The organism is Paenibacillus sp. FSL R5-0914 (assembly GCF_038004525.1).
GTDB lineage: Bacteria > Bacillota > Bacilli > Paenibacillales > Paenibacillaceae > Paenibacillus_AQ.
Genome location: NZ_JBBORH010000002.1, coordinates 519,386 through 534,884, shown reverse-complemented (window position 1 = coordinate 534,884; position 15,499 = coordinate 519,386). Strand labels below are relative to the sequence as shown.

Here is a 15,499-nt window from a genome sequence, read left to right as displayed (position 1 = left end):
TCAAACTGCCGCAATGCATTCTTATAAAAGACGATCCTTCTCCGTTCTATGAATCTTCCTCGTCATCGCAGATCGTTCGGACTAAGGAGCCCTTATTTCGCAATTTCAGGCTATTTTGCTACACTATCGGACTCAGTTGCACCTATTCACGCAAATACACCCTATTTTTAATAGAAATTGTGGAAATAAGAGCTATGCAGTCCGATACCGCTAAAATAAGCACTAAAAAGCTCAAATAGCTGCAATGCAGTCCGAAAAGTCTGCGCATCCTCATATTCGCCTCCGCAGATCGCTCAGGACTCAAGAGTCCCCATTCCGCAAATTCAATTCATTCTGCTACACCATCATTCTCTGCTCCCTGTCCGCAACATATTACAGACGCCTAACCAAACCGTACAATAGTTTTTTTTCATGCGAACAATTGTTATACTCGTTCTAATAAGCCTCAACTCAACAAGAAAAACGCCTGACGTCGTCCTTGGAGGTAGAGTTACAAGCTGAGTACATCCGTAATTCCATACTCGTATCCATATACACCTTCGTAGTGAGGTTCCGCTTACGGACCGAATGGCTTTATTTCGATGAAATGAGCACATATATTAGGGACGGACCGTATTGCACTTATTCCCTAATAACAAGCCCCTTCCCGGGTGATCTGGGGCGAATAACAGCGCTGGCTCATTTACGTTACCGGCGGCACATTGTATTCGGTTTTTCGCATACATTTGGCTCGTTTACGTTACCGGCGGCACATTGTATTCGATTTTTCGCATACATTTGGCTCGTTTATGTTACCGTCGGCACATTGTATTCGATTTTTCGCATACATTTGGCTCATTTACGTTACTGGCGGCACATTTGTATTCGGTTTTTCGCATACATTTGTCCGTAGGCTCGACTAAAACATGCATTTCGGAGGATATAAGGTCCGCTAGGTTTTTAGAATCTGACGGATGACTCCTCGTTTATTTCGTGTCTCCTGCTTCTTCACGTTCACCCCTCCTTCCTCTTTCTTCGGAGTTATCCACATTTTTTTTGTATTGTATAATTTCCTAAACAATAAAAAAAGGACTACAGCAGTAGTCCAAAGGAGAAATATAACATGATAGCTAACCTCAAAAAAGCAGATGATCATTATGTCGCTCGTTTCGAACGTCAACTAAAACATCCCGCATCAGAATTATGGTCCTTTCTGACAGAGAATGAGAAGCTAGCTTTATGGTTCACTGAATTACGTGTTGAAGACCTGTGTGAAGGTGGATTAATCAAGTTTGATATGCAAGACGGAACCTTTGAGGAAATGACGATTACCGCCTTGCAACATGAATCTGTTCTTGAATTTACGTGGGCTGAAGATTCCGTTCGCTTTGAGCTATATCCTAATTCAGAAGGCTGCCTTCTCGTCTTGAATGAAACGATCCGAACGCTCACGCCACACACACCCCGAGATTTAGCTGGCTGGCATGTATGTCTGGACGTGATCCAGCATCTTCTGGATGGTACGACGCTGGAGTCACGAAAAGCTGAATGGAACGTTTGGTATGAACGATACCGGGAAGCGATCTCTAAATTAGGACAATAAGGATTCTGCTCCATCAATCACAATTTGCGCACCTGTAATATGAATAGATTCATCGGAAGCCAAAAAAGAAACTAGATCGGCAACATTATCCGGTTTACCCGGCCCATCCGCCAGCGGCTGCGCACCATCGGGAAATTCAATCGGAATGACGATCGCTTCTACTTCTTCGTTCATTTCAGTGGTTTCATCTATATTGGTAGCAATCGCCCCGGGGCAGATCACATTCACTCGAATTTTAAACTTAGCTAGCTCAAGTGCAGCCATTTTGGCAAAAGCTACCTGTCCAGCTTTGGTAGTACTATACGTAGACCACCCAAAGCTGGCAAATCTAGTATTCCCATTGATGGAGCTAGTGATGATAATGCTACCTTTCCCTTTATCCTTCAGATGAGGGATCGTATATTTCAAGGTCAAAAAGGTCCCCGTCAAGTTCACCGACATCGTGCGCTCCCAATCACTCAGGCTCAGTTCCTCTATTGGTCCCACCGCACCATTGATTCCCGCGTTAGCGAATACTACATCTAAGCCGCCGAATTGTTCGACAGTCCTGCGAACGGCTTCCTCCATCCCTTTTTCATCTGAAGTATCTACCTCTATGGCCAATGCGCAATCTTTCCGAAACTTGTTCAGCTTATCCGCCAAAGATGAGGTACGTTCAAGATTCAAATCAAAAAGCGCTACATTAGCACCTTCCCTCGCCAGCTTAATAGCGGTAGCCCGACCAATTCCTGAGCCCGCTCCGGTAATAATTGCTGTTTTTCCAATGAATCTTTGTTTCTTAGCTATGTTTGGACTCATATGTAATCTCTCCCTTAAGATCTCTTAGTGATGTACTATGGATCAAGATTACCCAAATACATGCACACTGGAATCATCTTCACAAAAAAACTCCCCGTTCAAAAGCTTGAACTGAGAGTTTCATCTAGATCTATACATCTAATTGTCCAACTTCCGCACATCCACTTTCACGGTCAGAGTGCCTGCTCCACCACGATATACACCTTTTACAGGTACAATATCTTTGTAGTCCCGTCCGTGACCTAACTTAATATAACGCCAATTGACCTCAACATTATTCGTCGGATCGAAACCAAGCCAACCTGTACCCGGAATGTGAGTCTCCACCCAAGCATGTGAAGCTTGCTCAAAATTAGCATTGCTCCCTTGCAAATCACCGACAAAATGATATCCACTCACATATCTGGACGGCAGACCGACACTACGGCAGACAGCAATCATTAGATGAGCATAATCCTGACATACACCGCGTTTAAGCTTCAGTGCTTTTTTTACCGTAGTATTTACACTTGTAGCCTCAGGGTCATAGGTGAACTGTTCATAAATCGTCGCCGATAATTTAAGAATCCATTCATACATATCCTCTGCTTCATTAAAAGGGTACTGTGAGGCAAACTCCACTAATTCAGGCGTCACCTCGGTATAACGAGTCGGCAATATAAACTCAATATAACGGTTCTGAAATCCCTCGTCATTTAACAATCTAATTTGTTCTTCAAGAGATGTTCTCGGGAGATCTGTCCCCTGAGCTTTATCCAGTGTAACTACAGTAGCTTTAGTGTGGATGACCATCTCCGTATGCGGCTTATTAACCGAATAGGCATGGACCCGATTCCCGAAGAAATCCTCATAGGTTAATAGATTGGCTGGCGGGTAAATATCCACTTCATGGTGATAACAGGATTGGCGATAATTCGTGCGTGGCGTGAGTCTGATCTCATTGACACTGTCCGTAACCGGCTCTGGATAGCTGTATGTGGTGGTATGATTGATTTGAATCTTCATACAGACACTCCTTCTCGCCGAAAAAAGGCGCCCTCCATTGTTTTACCAAGTTTTTGACAGGATATCACCAGCGATTTAAGCACATCTTCCACTAGCTCGCCGGACATTTCTTCCTTTTCCATATAATCCAGCTCTGCTTTTAGCTTACCCGCTTGCCGGATAACCTTCTCATGACCTGAACCTTTCTCTGAGGGATCTAGTTCAAGCTTTGCTAAATGCTCTTCCAGCTGATGAAAAGAAAAACGAATGGAACGCGGAAATTTGGGATTCGCAATCAAGAAATCTAAAATGCTCTCCGGGGACATAGCATCTGCATAATAACGGCGAAACGCCTGGTACCCACTAACGGATTTAAGCACCGCCTGCAACTGAGTATAAACCGCGTCAAGCTCCTTAAATCGGCATGAGGCAATGACCGCCTGCAAGATACGAGTTGTATTCTCTGCCCGCTCTAGAAACCGTCCGCTCTCAATGAAATGCCACTCATTCCCTCTAAGCATTACCGACTGCTCTGCTCCGAGAAACATGGCTGTACGCTCCTTAACCTGCTGATAGAACTGATGTGGGCCGCTCATAATATCTGCAACAGACCGCTCACCAAGCCATAGGTTGAAGCTGTTGACAACATCCCATAATTCACTTGGAAGCTGCTGACGGAGTGTTCGCAGATTATTTCTGGCATGATGTACACAAGAGAATAATGAATTAGAATTGCCTAAATCAAGTGTGATGAAAGATAGGACATCCTGCTCGGAAAAGGTTTCGAACTGCTGCATATATTCACCTCGAACGCCTAGCGCATCGATTAACCTTGACCATTTATGTCCTTCTTCATGAAAATCCTCTTCCTGCTGGATATGATAATGAACATTGATTAGCCGCGCATGATTCTCTGCCCTTTCAATATATCTGCCGATCCAGAACAAAGCTTCAGCATTTCGATTCAGCATCTCCAGCCACTCCCTTATTTAACAAATTGATGCTGCATTTTGTTAATCATCAACAAGCCTCACTAGGTTGTATCAAGCCATGACCCAAGTATCTTTTACGCCACCACCTTGCGAGGAGTTTACGACCAAAGACCCTTCTTTCATAGCCACCCGTGTCAATCCCCCAGGGATAACATGTGGCTTACGGTCAGCACCCATTAATACAAAAGCTCGAAGGTCGATATGTCTCGGTGCCATTGTTCCTCCTGACAATACCGGTGCTCTAGATAGAGACATGATCGGCTGCGCAATATAACGCTCCGGATCTGCGATAATCTTCATTCGAAATTCAGCGAGTTCTTCTTTCGTAGCTTCGCTTCCGATCAACATTCCATATCCCCCGGATAAAGAGGTTTCCTTAACAACCATTTCAGATAGGTTCTCAAGGACATATAAACGTTCATCAGGCCTGCCTAGCAGATAGGTCGGGACATTCCCAAGAATCGGTTCTTCATTCAGATAATAACGAATCATATCCGGTACATAGACATACATCGCTTTATCATCAGCAACACCAGTCCCCGGGGCATTAGCAATCGCTACATTCCCTGCCCGATACGCATTCATCAGACCCGCCACCCCTAGAAGTGAATCCGGCTGAAAAGCTAACGGATCGATGAAATCATCATCCAAACGGCGATATAGTACATCTACGCGGCGAAGTCCGTTCATTTCTTTCAAATATATTTTGTGATCCTTTGCAACCAAATCTCGTCCTTCAACCAAATGTATACCCATCTGTTGTGCTAGAAAAGCATGCTCATAATAAGCAGAATTGTATTCCCCAGGTGTAAGAAGTGCTATAACCGGATCTGACTTTCGTGAGGGTGATAAACTACGTAGAACGGATAAGAAGCGATTCAAGCTATGATCAACATCTCGGATGGAGCTGGCAAAGGACAATTCAGGAAACAACTGATTCATAAGGGTTCTGCCTTTAAAAAGATATGAAAAACCTGAAGGCGTTCGTAGATTATCTTCAAGCACATAATATTGCCCATCATGATGGCGAATCAGATCGATTCCCGAGGTAGTGATGTAGGCTCCACCAGGCACCCTTAGACCAGTCATTTCTGGCCGGAAATAACAGTTGGAGATGATCATACGCCTTGGGACTATTCCATCCTTTACGATGTACTGCTCATGGTAGATATCATGAATGAACAGATTCAAAGCCGTGATACGCTGAATAATTCCAGCCTCTAGCCTCTCCCATTCATTCTTAGGAATAATGCGTGGAATCATATCGAAGGGAATCGTACGCTCCATGGGATGATCCTGAGCCGGATTGTATAGCGTAAAAGTAATTCCTTCCTCCATCATCCTGCGCTGCATCAAATTCTGCTTACCCTGCAGCTCTTCGGAGCTCATTCCGGAAAACATGCGATTCACATGTCTATAATGCGGCCGGACATTTCTCTTATCTGCATACATTTCATCGAAAAAATGTTGCAGCGGATACGGAGACAGACCTGGCAGAGGATCTAATTTGGACATGAGCCCGACTCCTTTCGATAATGTTATCTTTACTAACAACCTATACTTTAATTTCTGAAAATATCCTTGAAAATATTGTTTTGTATTCCCATAATACGTAAATTCTATTGCCGATGTCAATATATATAACAGAGAAATGTGATCTCTGAATATTTCCGTGTTTTGGAATCGCTTCCTTTCTCTCTTATATAGGTTGCCGGAGCTGAAATGTAGTTTCTTCATTGAATTGTATGCAGGAGTAGTGACAAGCATTACTATTATGAATTTTTCATATGTTGGTTTTTTTATATAGTTGTCTGGGAAAGTAATTTCAGTTATATGGTATAATTTGGAGCGTTAGGAGAGTGAACAAATGGATCACAAATATACTATGACCATGGAGCAGGAAGAGGCTAGGCGGAAGCATATTTATCTTTTATTTGGTTTGTCAGAAGCTGGTTCGATGAAGGTAGCACTTAGTCGTGTAGGCAGTCGTCATTTAATAAGAGTACTTTCATTTAATGAGACGTTCTCTGCTGGACCGCTGTGCAAATTACATAATGATGAAGGGTGTCATGCCCGTGAGTTATGGTTTCAAGAACGATTTCCGGATCAGGGTTATCATCTCAATCCCCAGCATAAACTGGGAGCCATGATTCAGACCTTAAAAGAAATTCCCGAGGACAAAAAAATCACTATTTGGTGCGGAAACAACTCCCATGATCAGACAGGTTTACGATTTGCACTTTCTGTTCTTAGTGAGAGGAAGCAACCTATTTATGTTATAAATCCAATCGAAGCTTATGAGGAGCTTCCTGGGATTACTGAACAATATAGCATTGACTTATCTCCCCAGTCCCTGGGTCAGCTCCCAAACGAAGCTGTGCAAACTATTATCAAAAACACCGAAAATACGCAACCCCTTACCTCCGCGCAGAGAAAACAGTATGAGCTGGAGTGGCAAGAAATCAGCAACACTGAGGCTATGCTTCGAGTATGGTCCAAAGGTCAGCTAACGAATGTACCCGAAACATACTATGACGAATACATTCTATCCTTAATTCTGCAACTGCAAAAGAATGAACAGGGAGATCATTTCGTAAATGCAGGACTTATTGTAGGTGCAATTATAGGGCAGTGGAATTTATTTATCAGTACCTCATTTATAGAATATCGCTTCTGGAGGCTTATTAGTGAGGGAAAGCTGTTATTTAAAGGGATACCCTACGCGATGCATTTGTACTTTTTAAGAATTCCTTAGAGGTCACTACATTAACAACTAACAATCATTTTATAAAAAAGGAATGCCCTCATAAACTAAATATAGCTTCGAGGACATTCCTTGTAAATATGACTTCTTTAAGATCATGTGTAGGTATGGATTACACTTACTCTTCCGATTCTTCTGACTCTTCCTCAGCAATTAATCCGGCAAAAAGAGCATGCACGAACTGCTGAGAATCAAATGGCTGCAAGTCTTCCATCTTTTCTCCGAGCCCTACGAGCTTCACTGGTAAGTTCATTTCCTGACGAATGGCTACTACAATTCCGCCTTTAGCTGTACCATCCAGCTTCGTCAAGACGAGCCCTGTTACCCCACTCTTTTCACCAAATAGCTTGGCTTGAGTAAGCGCATTTTGACCTGTGGTCGCATCTAGCACCATCAGTACTTCATGCGGAGCACTAGGAATTTCTCTTTGAATAACGCGGAAAATCTTGTTGAGCTCTTCCATCAGATTGCTCTTATTCTGAAGTCTGCCTGCCGTATCGCAAATCAAGATATCTACATTCCGCTGCTTAGCCGCTTGAACAGCATCGAACATAACAGCGGCTGGGTCAGAGCCAGCTTGTTGCTTAATTACGTCTACGCCAGCACGTTGACCCCAAACTTCGAGCTGTTCAATCGCTCCGGCACGGAACGTATCCCCTGCGGCCAAAAGAACTTTTTTACCCTCTTGTTTGTAACGATGTGCTAATTTACCGATCGTAGTCGTCTTGCCTACTCCATTTACCCCAACGAACAAGATAACTGTAATGCCATCCGGATTTTCCTTCAGGCTGTTATCGTCATCGCCGCGCAGCAATTCCATGAGCTTACGAGACAAAATGGGTTGCAGCTCAGCTGCATCTTCAATTCGTTTTTGTTTCACTTCGGCGCGCAGATCCTCGACAAGTGTCATTACTGTATTAACACCTACGTCCGCACCAATCAAGATTTCTTCCAGCTCTTCGTAGAACTCTTCATCTATTTTTTTACGGCGGATAATCAGGTCTGCTACCTTCTCGACAAAGCCTTTACGGGTTTTCTCTAATCCGTCGCGGAATTGTTTGGTTACACTTTCCGTTTTGCCGGAAATGCTTTCTTTTAACTTCCTGAAAAAGCTCATTTGTTTCCTCCTAAAAATTTTGTGAGCGACACTTCATTGATTTAACTTCGTACAAAACTCGCTTCGAAAGCAGATACTTAAAAAAATCACCATTTTGGCAAGCCGTTAAGCGATCTCTGCTTCCTCATCCTCTAAACGTACAGAGACAAGCTTAGATACTCCGCCTTCTTCCATCGTCACTCCGTAGAGCACATCCGCCTCTTCCATCGTTCCTTTGCGGTGTGTAACGACGATAAATTGCGTTTGTTCCGAGAACTCACGCAAATACTGTGCAAAACGCACGACATTCGCTTCATCTAACGCAGCCTCTACCTCATCCAGTACGCAGAACGGAACCGGCTTCACTTGCAGGATGGCAAACAAGAGGGCCATCGCAGTTAAGGCGCGTTCCCCACCAGATAGGAGCTGCAGGTTTTGAAGCTTTTTACCCGGTGGTTGGGCTACAATATCTATACCTGTTTCAAGCATATGTTCTGGATCCAGCAGCATGAGATCAGCTCGACCGCCTCCGAACAGCTTCGAGAACACCGTACCGAATTGTTTACGGATTGCATCAAAGGTCTGTTTGAAGCGTTTGGACATTTCATCCTCCATCTCACGGATAACTTGATACAGGGTAGTCTTGGCTTCGACCAGGTCATCTTTTTGTCCACTGAGGAAGGTATAACGCTCATGAACACGCTGATATTCTTCAATCGCACCTAAGTTCACTTCGCCCAATGCAGAAATACTGCGTTTCAGACGCTGTACATCCGCTTGTGCGGCAGGCACATCTTCGGGCACAGGATAACGTTGCTTCGCTAGTTCATAGCTTAGCTCGTAATCATCACTCAGCTTACGAAGAATATTATCAAGTTCAACATCGAGACGACCCACAGAAACTTCAGTAGAACGCAGCTTGTCCTCCACGACTCTAAGTGCCTGACGCTGATCCTTGGTCTTGCCCTCCTCTAGCTCAAGCTTACGGGTTAATGCTGAACGTTCCGCCCGAGCTAGATCCAAAGTACCGGCTGTCTCTTCCTTCTTCAGACGATAACTATTCAAATCTTCTTTCTGTTTCACGGTTTCCAAAGCATTACTAGCCAAATCCTGTTCGATCGTATGTAACAGATTACGATTCTGGCGCAGCTCTTTATCCTGTGATCCCGCATCTTGTCTTAGACGACGTAATTGCTCCTCCAAGGAGAAGATCTCCTGATCGAGCTTGCCTTCCGAAACCTTCATACTGGTCAGCTTACCTTGCAACTCTTCCTTAGCGGATTCATTCGCTTTACGCGCCGATTCGGCATTACGGATACCCTCATGAGCGTCCTTCTCTTCCTTCTCGAGACGTTCAAGCTCAGCAGAGGCTTGTTTCCGAGTCTCCTCAAGCGTGCGGACCTCACTTTCAAAGCCACTACGTTCCGCGCCTGTGCTTTCCACTTGTTCCTGCACATGCCGAAGCTCCTGTTCAAGCTGCTTCAAATCGCCAGAAACACGTTGCTCTTCCAGTCTCTTCTCATCACCATCACGGCGCAGGTCCTCTAGCTTCACGCTAGCGTTCTCCTGCTCTTCACGAAGTCTGGCTATGCCTTGTTTCAGCTTAACAATTTGACGCTCGCTCTCTTCGATCTCACTGCTCAGCTGATCCAGCTGGCGTTTACGACTAAGTAAGCTATTGTTCTTCTTATGCTGGCTACCACCAGTCATGGAGCCCCCGGCATTGACTACATCACCCTCTAGCGTAACCACACGATAACGATACTGGCATCTAGCGGCGATGCGGTTGGCCTGCTCCAGGCTCTCAGCAATAACTACATTGCCAAGCAAACTGCCAACAATACTTGCATACTTATCATCGTACCCAACGAGTTCGGAACCAATTCCAACAAAACCTTCAGCATCTTCCACCATTCCTCGGTCGCTACCGGAAATTTGGCGTGGCCGGATAACATCGAGTGGTAGAAAAGTAGCTCGTCCCAATTGACGTTGCTTCAGGAAAGATATCGCTTGACGAGACACGCTCTCATTATCCATAACCACGTGTTGCAGCGATGCACCCAGCGCAGTCTCAACAGCCATTTCCAGCTTCTCAGGAACAGAGATGAGTTCAGCAACCGCACCATGCACACCGTTAAGCTGTCCTTTACGAGCTCCTTTGAGAACTTCTTTAACCCCAAGCATAAAGCCATCGAAATCATCCTGCATTTCTTTCATGGTCTCGTGACGGGAGACTTGTGCTTCCCGCTTCTGTTCCCACTTTCTCAGACCTGATTGCGTCTCTTCAATCAGCTTCTGACGTTTACTAAGTTGTTCACTTTCAGTAATATAAGCACCACGAAGATTGCTTAGTTCTTTTCCAAGCTGGGCAATCTTGTCTTTTAATCCTTTCTGGTTAGCAGACAGCTCTTCATGCCGTGCAGTCCATTTGCCGCTTTCTTCTTCACTGCGGCTCATACGACGCTCCAGGTTCTCCTTCTGTTGATCCGCGTAACGAATTTCGTTACGTGCATTCGCCATAAGGTTCATTAACTCCAGGAGAGCACTTTTCAGCTTCTCCTCCTGGCTCTGACTAATACCGTCAGCGACACCTTCGAGTCTTGCCTCTTCCGCTTCGATCTGTTTCCGAAGCTCAACAAGCTTAAGCCGGGACGCTTCGAGCTTAGCTTCTAAATCCCCAAGCTCACGCTGTCGGTCCGCAGAACGCTCACCTACAGAACCTAATGTGAGCATTAACTGTTCACGGTTGCTCTCAAGATTACGCTTGCGTTCCTTCAACACTTCCCCGTAACCTTCGCTCTTCTCATAAGCTTCACTATAACGGAGCAATTGCTCTTGCTGCTTCTCAATCTGTTCTTCTAACGCGCGCAGTTCAGCACGTCCGCTTTCCAGCTTCGCATCATGAGCAGAGACAACTGTAGATAATTCCAGTTGCTCATCCTTTAAAGTTTCGAGCTTAGCGTTACCTTCCTGCCAAGCTGTATGAATGCCTTCAATCTGATGCACATAGACTGAAATTTCCTGATGCTTCAGTTGTTCCCGAAGCTCTTTAAAGCGAATGGCCTTCTCCGATTGATCCTTTAGGGGACCAATCTGATCCTCAAGCTCACTAATCAAATCGTGAATACGAAGCAAGTTTTGCTCCGTGTCGTCAAGCTTTCGACTTGCATCTTTTTTGCGCGATTTATATTTTACAATACCCGATGCCTCTTCGAAGATGCCTCGCCGATCCTCGGAACGAGTACTCAGAATCTCTTCAATCCGACCCTGTCCGATAATCGAATAAGCCTCACGCCCGATACCAGTATCCATGAACAGCTCTGTGATATCCTTCAGTCGGCAGGATTGCTTATTAATTAAATATTCACTCTCACCACTGCGGTGAACACGCCGAGTCACTGTAACTTCGCTGAAATCCAGTGGAAGCGTGTGATCCTCATTATCGAGCGTAAGTGATACTTCACCATAATTCACAGCTTTACGCGCGTCACTACCGGCAAAAATAATATCTTCCATCTTGCCGCCACGCAGTGATTTAGCACTCTGTTCGCCGAGCACCCAGCGTATGCCGTCAGAAATATTGCTCTTGCCGCTTCCGTTCGGACCCACTACGGCCGTTATTCCGCGCACAAATTCCATTTCTGTTTTGTCGGCAAATGATTTAAAACCAGCTAATTCTATCCGTTTCAAAAACATACTTGCCTATCACCTCTGACCCATTATACCATAGCGTTTATTCGCCTAAAATAGCTTCAAAATGAAGCTTGGCTATTCTTTCGAAAAAGAGCAGCAACGGTCTGAGCTCCGCCTAAACGCCGGTATTCAGACCTTTGCTGCTCTCCTCCGCTTGTCCACATGATGCAAAATTCAGGCACCATCTTCTTTCAGATGCAACAGTGCAGCTGCTGCAGCCTGCTGCTCTGCTTCCTTCTTCGAGCGGCCGCTCCCTTTACCAAGTGAACGGTTAGTCATTAACACTTCAGAGACGAATTCACGCTCATGCGCGGGTCCCCGTTCTTCAATGATCCGATATTCCAACGTACCCATATTGTGCTGCTGAATTAGCTCTTGCAGTTCCGTCTTATAATCGGTCATCTGCATTTGCAGTTTCCCATCCGTCTCCACAAGTGGAAATACGTGATTATCAAGAAAAGACCGTACAGTTTCCAGCCCTTGGTCAAGATAAAGCGCTCCCACGAAGGATTCGAACACATCAGCCAGCAGGGCCGGGCGAGTACGTCCGCCCGTAAGTTCTTCCCCTTTTCCCAGCAGTACATAACGGCCAAAACCTAAACTCTCAGCGAACTTAACCAGCGAAGGCTCGCATACGATAGCGGCACGTAGCTTGGTCAGTTCCCCTTCAGGTCGATCTGGCAACAGATTGTACAAATATTCAGAAACCGTCAGCTCCAGTACAGCATCCCCTAGAAATTCGAGACGCTCATTGTCCTGATGCTGATTGAAACGGTGTTCATTCACATAAGATGCATGGGTAAAGGCCTGCTTCAGAAGCACAGAATCGTGAAATTGGATTTGAAGTTGCTGTTGTAACTGCTTCAGTTCTCCTTTCACCGCGCTGTCCCCTTACTGATTATATTTTTTTAGAATAACTGTTGCGTTATGTCCCCCGAATCCAAACGAATTCGACATTACAATATCAAGATCCGCTTTACGTGGAACATTTGGTACATAATCCAAATCACATTCCGGGTCCTGGTTGTCCAAATTAATCGTTGGAGCAATCATGCCCTTTTGCAAAGAGAGTCCGCAGATAATAGCTTCTACTCCACCAGCAGCACCTAGAAGATGACCTGTCATGGATTTCGTTGAGCTAATAGCTACTTTATAGGCATGTTCGCCTAATGCTTTCTTAACAGCAGCCGTTTCTGATCGATCTCCTACAGGCGTTGAAGTACCATGTGCGTTGATGTAATCAATATCTTCAGGAGAGATACCAGCATCACGGATTGCCATCTTCATGCAGCGAGCTGCTCCATCTGGATCCGGTTCAGTCATATGGTGAGCATCAGCACTTAGACCATAGCCGATTACCTCAGCATAAATCTTCGCTCCACGTTTCTCCGCATGTTCAAGGGATTCCAGAATCAAGATCCCAGCACCCTCTCCCATAACGAAACCATCGCGATCTACATCAAATGGCCGACTAGCCTTCTCCGGCTCATCATTACGAGTGGACATCGCTCTCATTGCACAGAATCCTGCCATTCCTGTTGGACGAATGGTCGCTTCCGAACCGCCGCAGATCATAGCATCCGCGTCTCCACGTTGAATCAGACGGAATGATTCCCCAATGGAATGACTTCCTGTAGCACAGGCTGTCACTGTAGTCGTATTCGGTCCCTTTGCACCGAGGTTAATGGACAGCTGCCCAGAACCCATGTTAGCGATCATCATCGGGATAAAGAACGGGCTAACCCGTTTCGGCCCTTTTTCAAGCAACAGATTATGATTATCTTCCCAAGTACCAAGACCGCCGATACCCGAACCAACAGACACACCGATCCGTTCAGCATCGATATCTTCACCGATCTTAAGTCCACTGTCTCTCAATGCATCTTCACCAGCAGCCACTGCAAATTGTACAAAACGGTCCATTTTGCGGGCTTCCTTGCGGCCAAAAAGCGCCTCAGGATCAAAGTCTTTAACTGATGAAGCAATTTGCGTAGTGTATTCACTGACATCAAACGCTTCAACCATCGATACACCTGATTTACCGCTCATCAGATTATCCCAGAACGTCTCCAAGTCTTTCCCCAGTGACGTAATTACGCCCATCCCGGTTACAACCACTCTATGACTCAAACACAATCACCCCATCTATAGGCTGTATACATTATATTCAGTACTTATATACTGCAAATTATTACTATATGAACAGCGATCACCGCATCTTTAAAGCTTCCGCGGTTCTGTTATAATCCCTATGAAGCTGCACATTGCAACCTGTAATACATCTTTAATGCTGTATAAATGAGGAGAAGCCCCGCCCAAGTTGGAACGGGACTCTCAATCATATGACTCTAGGTATGAGATTGTATGTACTTCACAACTTCACCCACGGTCGTAATCGTCTCTGCATCTTCATCAGAGATTTCCATGTCGAATTCATCTTCCAATTCCATAACCAATTCTACTACATCTAGAGAATCAGCACCTAAATCATCTTTGAAAGACGCTTCTAATGTTACCTCAGCTTCATCGGCACCTAAGCGGTCGATGACAATGCGTTTTACACGTTCTAATACATCGGACATCCGGTTCACCTCCTCTTTTGGTATTATACGAGATATGAGGTCAAAATACCATAGACCGCAAAAAACGCTTTCCTGATCCCTCACATTTCATCTTTAAAACAGCGTAATTTCTCCCAAGCATAAAACCCTTCGGCGTCCTTATAAGGACGGTAAGTGTTTAAGCGAGAAATATAAGGATAAAAGTATATTGTGAAACTTATACTTTCTTATATTTTCAAAGGAGAATTACATATACATCCCGCCATCCACGTGTAGTGTCTGGCCGGTCATATAAGCGGCGCCTTCAGAAGCTAAGAAAACAACTGTCATAGCTACTTCTTCCGGACGCCCAAGGCGAGCTAGTGGAATGCCCTTCTCTAGCTCACTGCGAACTTCTTCAGAGAGCTCACGTGTCATATCTGTATCAATAAACCCAGGAGCAATACAGTTGACGGTGATGCCCCGCGAAGAAAGCTCACGAGCCGATGCCTTCGTTAAACCGATGACACCAGCCTTAGCTGCAGAGTAATTAGCCTGACCAGGGTTACCTGTCACGCCCACAACCGAGGAAATATTAATGATTCGGCCATAGCGCTGTTTCATCATCGGACGTGTTGCTGCCTTAAGGCAATTAAACACACCTTTCAGATTCGTCTCAATCACTTGATCGAACTCTTCCTCTTTCATGCGCATAATCAGGTTGTCCCTAGTAATGCCGGCATTATTGACAACAATGTCAATACGTCCCCAGGTATTAAGAACCTCTTTCACAAGGCTCTCGGCCTGTTCACTATTGCCGACATCTCCACGGAGTGCAATACCCTCCGAGCCAAGCTCGACAATACGGGCCACAGTCTCCTGTGCCGCCGCTTCACTTCCTGCATAGTTCACAGCCACCTTTACACCGTGTTCTGCAAGAGCAAGCGCGATACTACGACCAATGCCACGTGAGCCGCCAGTTACAAGGGCCGTTTGGCCCCGCAATGCTGAAAACATAGTCTAATCCCCTTTCAATCGTGATGCTGTTGT

Annotated in this window: 12 protein-coding genes; 2 read left to right on the top strand and 10 right to left on the bottom strand. The window is 45.3% G+C overall.

The window, feature by feature from the left end:
- Positions 1-1,102: 1,102 nt before the first annotated feature.
- A complete protein-coding gene (locus tag MKX60_RS18530; RefSeq protein ID WP_076298880.1) occupies positions 1,103-1,582 on the top strand; it encodes an SRPBCC family protein in 480 nt (159 codons plus the stop codon).
- On the opposite strand, the gene MKX60_RS18525 is transcribed toward MKX60_RS18530, so the two are convergent.
- The 4 genes from MKX60_RS18525 to MKX60_RS18510 form a co-directional block, all read right to left on the bottom strand.
- Positions 1,571-2,380: an SDR family oxidoreductase gene (locus MKX60_RS18525; protein ID WP_042187718.1), complete on the bottom strand. Its 810-nt coding sequence runs from the start codon at positions 2,378-2,380 to the stop codon at positions 1,571-1,573. The genes MKX60_RS18530 and MKX60_RS18525 overlap by 12 nt on opposite strands.
- Before the next feature lie 138 nt (positions 2,381-2,518).
- Positions 2,519-3,385, bottom strand: a complete 867-nt coding sequence (locus MKX60_RS18520; protein ID WP_042187715.1) for a transglutaminase family protein — start codon at positions 3,383-3,385, stop codon at positions 2,519-2,521.
- Entirely contained in the window at positions 3,382-4,335 is a 954-nt protein-coding gene (locus MKX60_RS18515; RefSeq protein ID WP_076282772.1) for an alpha-E domain-containing protein, read from the bottom strand. Before MKX60_RS18515 ends, MKX60_RS18520 begins: the two co-directional genes overlap by 4 nt.
- Before the next feature lie 72 nt (positions 4,336-4,407).
- Positions 4,408-5,871 carry a circularly permuted type 2 ATP-grasp protein gene (locus MKX60_RS18510; protein WP_076282773.1) on the bottom strand — a complete coding sequence of 488 codons (1,464 nt, stop codon included), beginning with the start codon at positions 5,869-5,871 and terminating at the stop codon, positions 4,408-4,410.
- Between the two features lie 352 nt (positions 5,872-6,223).
- Here MKX60_RS18510 and MKX60_RS18505 point away from each other — a divergent pair, with 352 nt between their 5' ends.
- Positions 6,224-7,111: a DUF1835 domain-containing protein gene (locus MKX60_RS18505; RefSeq protein ID WP_341060629.1), complete on the top strand. Its 888-nt coding sequence runs from the start codon at positions 6,224-6,226 to the stop codon at positions 7,109-7,111.
- A 127-nt stretch (positions 7,112-7,238) separates the two neighbouring features.
- Here MKX60_RS18505 and ftsY read toward each other — a convergent pair whose 3' ends face one another.
- The 6 genes from ftsY to fabG all read right to left on the bottom strand — a co-directional run bounded on the left by ftsY (position 7,239) and on the right by fabG (position 15,466).
- Positions 7,239-8,237, bottom strand: a complete 999-nt coding sequence (gene ftsY, locus MKX60_RS18500; RefSeq protein WP_042187710.1) for a signal recognition particle-docking protein FtsY — start codon at positions 8,235-8,237, stop codon at positions 7,239-7,241.
- 105 nt (positions 8,238-8,342) lie between these two features.
- A complete protein-coding gene (gene smc, locus MKX60_RS18495) occupies positions 8,343-11,912 on the bottom strand; it encodes a chromosome segregation protein SMC (RefSeq protein WP_341060628.1) in 3,570 nt (1,189 codons plus the stop codon).
- A gap of 171 nt (positions 11,913-12,083) precedes the next feature.
- Positions 12,084-12,788, bottom strand: coding sequence for a ribonuclease III (gene rnc / locus MKX60_RS18490; protein ID WP_042127220.1), 705 nt, complete (start codon positions 12,786-12,788; stop codon positions 12,084-12,086).
- A 12-nt stretch (positions 12,789-12,800) separates the two neighbouring features.
- A complete protein-coding gene (fabF, locus tag MKX60_RS18485; protein WP_076282776.1) occupies positions 12,801-14,039 on the bottom strand; it encodes a beta-ketoacyl-ACP synthase II in 1,239 nt (412 codons plus the stop codon).
- A 218-nt stretch (positions 14,040-14,257) separates the two neighbouring features.
- Positions 14,258-14,491 carry an acyl carrier protein gene (locus tag MKX60_RS18480; protein ID WP_036686493.1) on the bottom strand — a complete coding sequence of 78 codons (234 nt, stop codon included), beginning with the start codon at positions 14,489-14,491 and terminating at the stop codon, positions 14,258-14,260.
- 225 nt (positions 14,492-14,716) lie between these two features.
- Positions 14,717-15,466, bottom strand: a complete 750-nt coding sequence (gene fabG / locus MKX60_RS18475) for a 3-oxoacyl-[acyl-carrier-protein] reductase (protein WP_042187706.1) — start codon at positions 15,464-15,466, stop codon at positions 14,717-14,719.
- Positions 15,467-15,499 lie beyond the last annotated feature (33 nt).

Excerpts from the sequence above, each read along its gene's own strand:
- MKX60_RS18530 (WP_076298880.1), top strand. The coding sequence starts at position 1,103 with ATGATAGCTAACCTCAAAAAAGCAGATGATCATTATGTCGCTCGTTTC.
- MKX60_RS18525 (WP_042187718.1), bottom strand. The coding sequence starts at position 2,380 with ATGAGTCCAAACATAGCTAAGAAACAAAGATTCATTGGAAAAACAGCA.
- MKX60_RS18520 (WP_042187715.1), bottom strand. The coding sequence starts at position 3,385 with ATGAAGATTCAAATCAATCATACCACCACATACAGCTATCCAGAGCCG.
- MKX60_RS18515 (WP_076282772.1), bottom strand. The coding sequence starts at position 4,335 with ATGCTGAATCGAAATGCTGAAGCTTTGTTCTGGATCGGCAGATATATT.
- MKX60_RS18510 (WP_076282773.1), bottom strand. The coding sequence starts at position 5,871 with ATGTCCAAATTAGATCCTCTGCCAGGTCTGTCTCCGTATCCGCTGCAA.
- MKX60_RS18505 (WP_341060629.1), top strand. The coding sequence starts at position 6,224 with ATGGATCACAAATATACTATGACCATGGAGCAGGAAGAGGCTAGGCGG.
- ftsY (WP_042187710.1), bottom strand. The coding sequence starts at position 8,237 with ATGAGCTTTTTCAGGAAGTTAAAAGAAAGCATTTCCGGCAAAACGGAA.
- smc (WP_341060628.1), bottom strand. The coding sequence starts at position 11,912 with ATGTTTTTGAAACGGATAGAATTAGCTGGTTTTAAATCATTTGCCGAC.
- MKX60_RS18480 (WP_036686493.1), bottom strand. The coding sequence starts at position 14,491 with ATGTCCGATGTATTAGAACGTGTAAAACGCATTGTCATCGACCGCTTA.
- fabG (WP_042187706.1), bottom strand. The coding sequence starts at position 15,466 with ATGTTTTCAGCATTGCGGGGCCAAACGGCCCTTGTAACTGGCGGCTCA.